Source organism: Adlercreutzia sp. DFI.6.23 (genome assembly GCF_024462535.1).
In the GTDB taxonomy this organism is placed as follows: domain Bacteria; phylum Actinomycetota; class Coriobacteriia; order Coriobacteriales; family Eggerthellaceae; genus Adlercreutzia; species Adlercreutzia rubneri.
On sequence record NZ_JANGBP010000882.1, the window covers coordinates 1 to 251 of the forward strand.

General features: G+C 65.3%; 1 rRNA gene. It reads right to left on the minus strand.

The annotated features are described in order from the left end of the window. Window positions 1–85, minus strand: a 5S ribosomal RNA gene (gene rrf / locus NE591_RS15860); the annotation flags it as partial. Window positions 86–251: the final 166 nt, after the last annotated feature.

Here is a 251-nt window from a genome sequence, read left to right on the forward strand (position 1 = left end):
GGCGCCGCAGTACTTTCGGCGAGGTGGGGCTTAACTGCCGAGTTCGGAATGGGATCGGGTGATCCCCCACTCCATGGTTCCGCTCGCGGGAGGCGCTCCCGCGGCAATCGTCTTGCCGTCCGAGGGGGCCCGGGGATCCCCCGCGCCACCCTGGCGGTTGCATGCGCGCGACACGTCCATCTCTCGATCTCGATCGTAGTCTTGGCAATGAAGAAGAGCTCGGGCTATTAGTAGCGCTCGCCTGAGCAGGT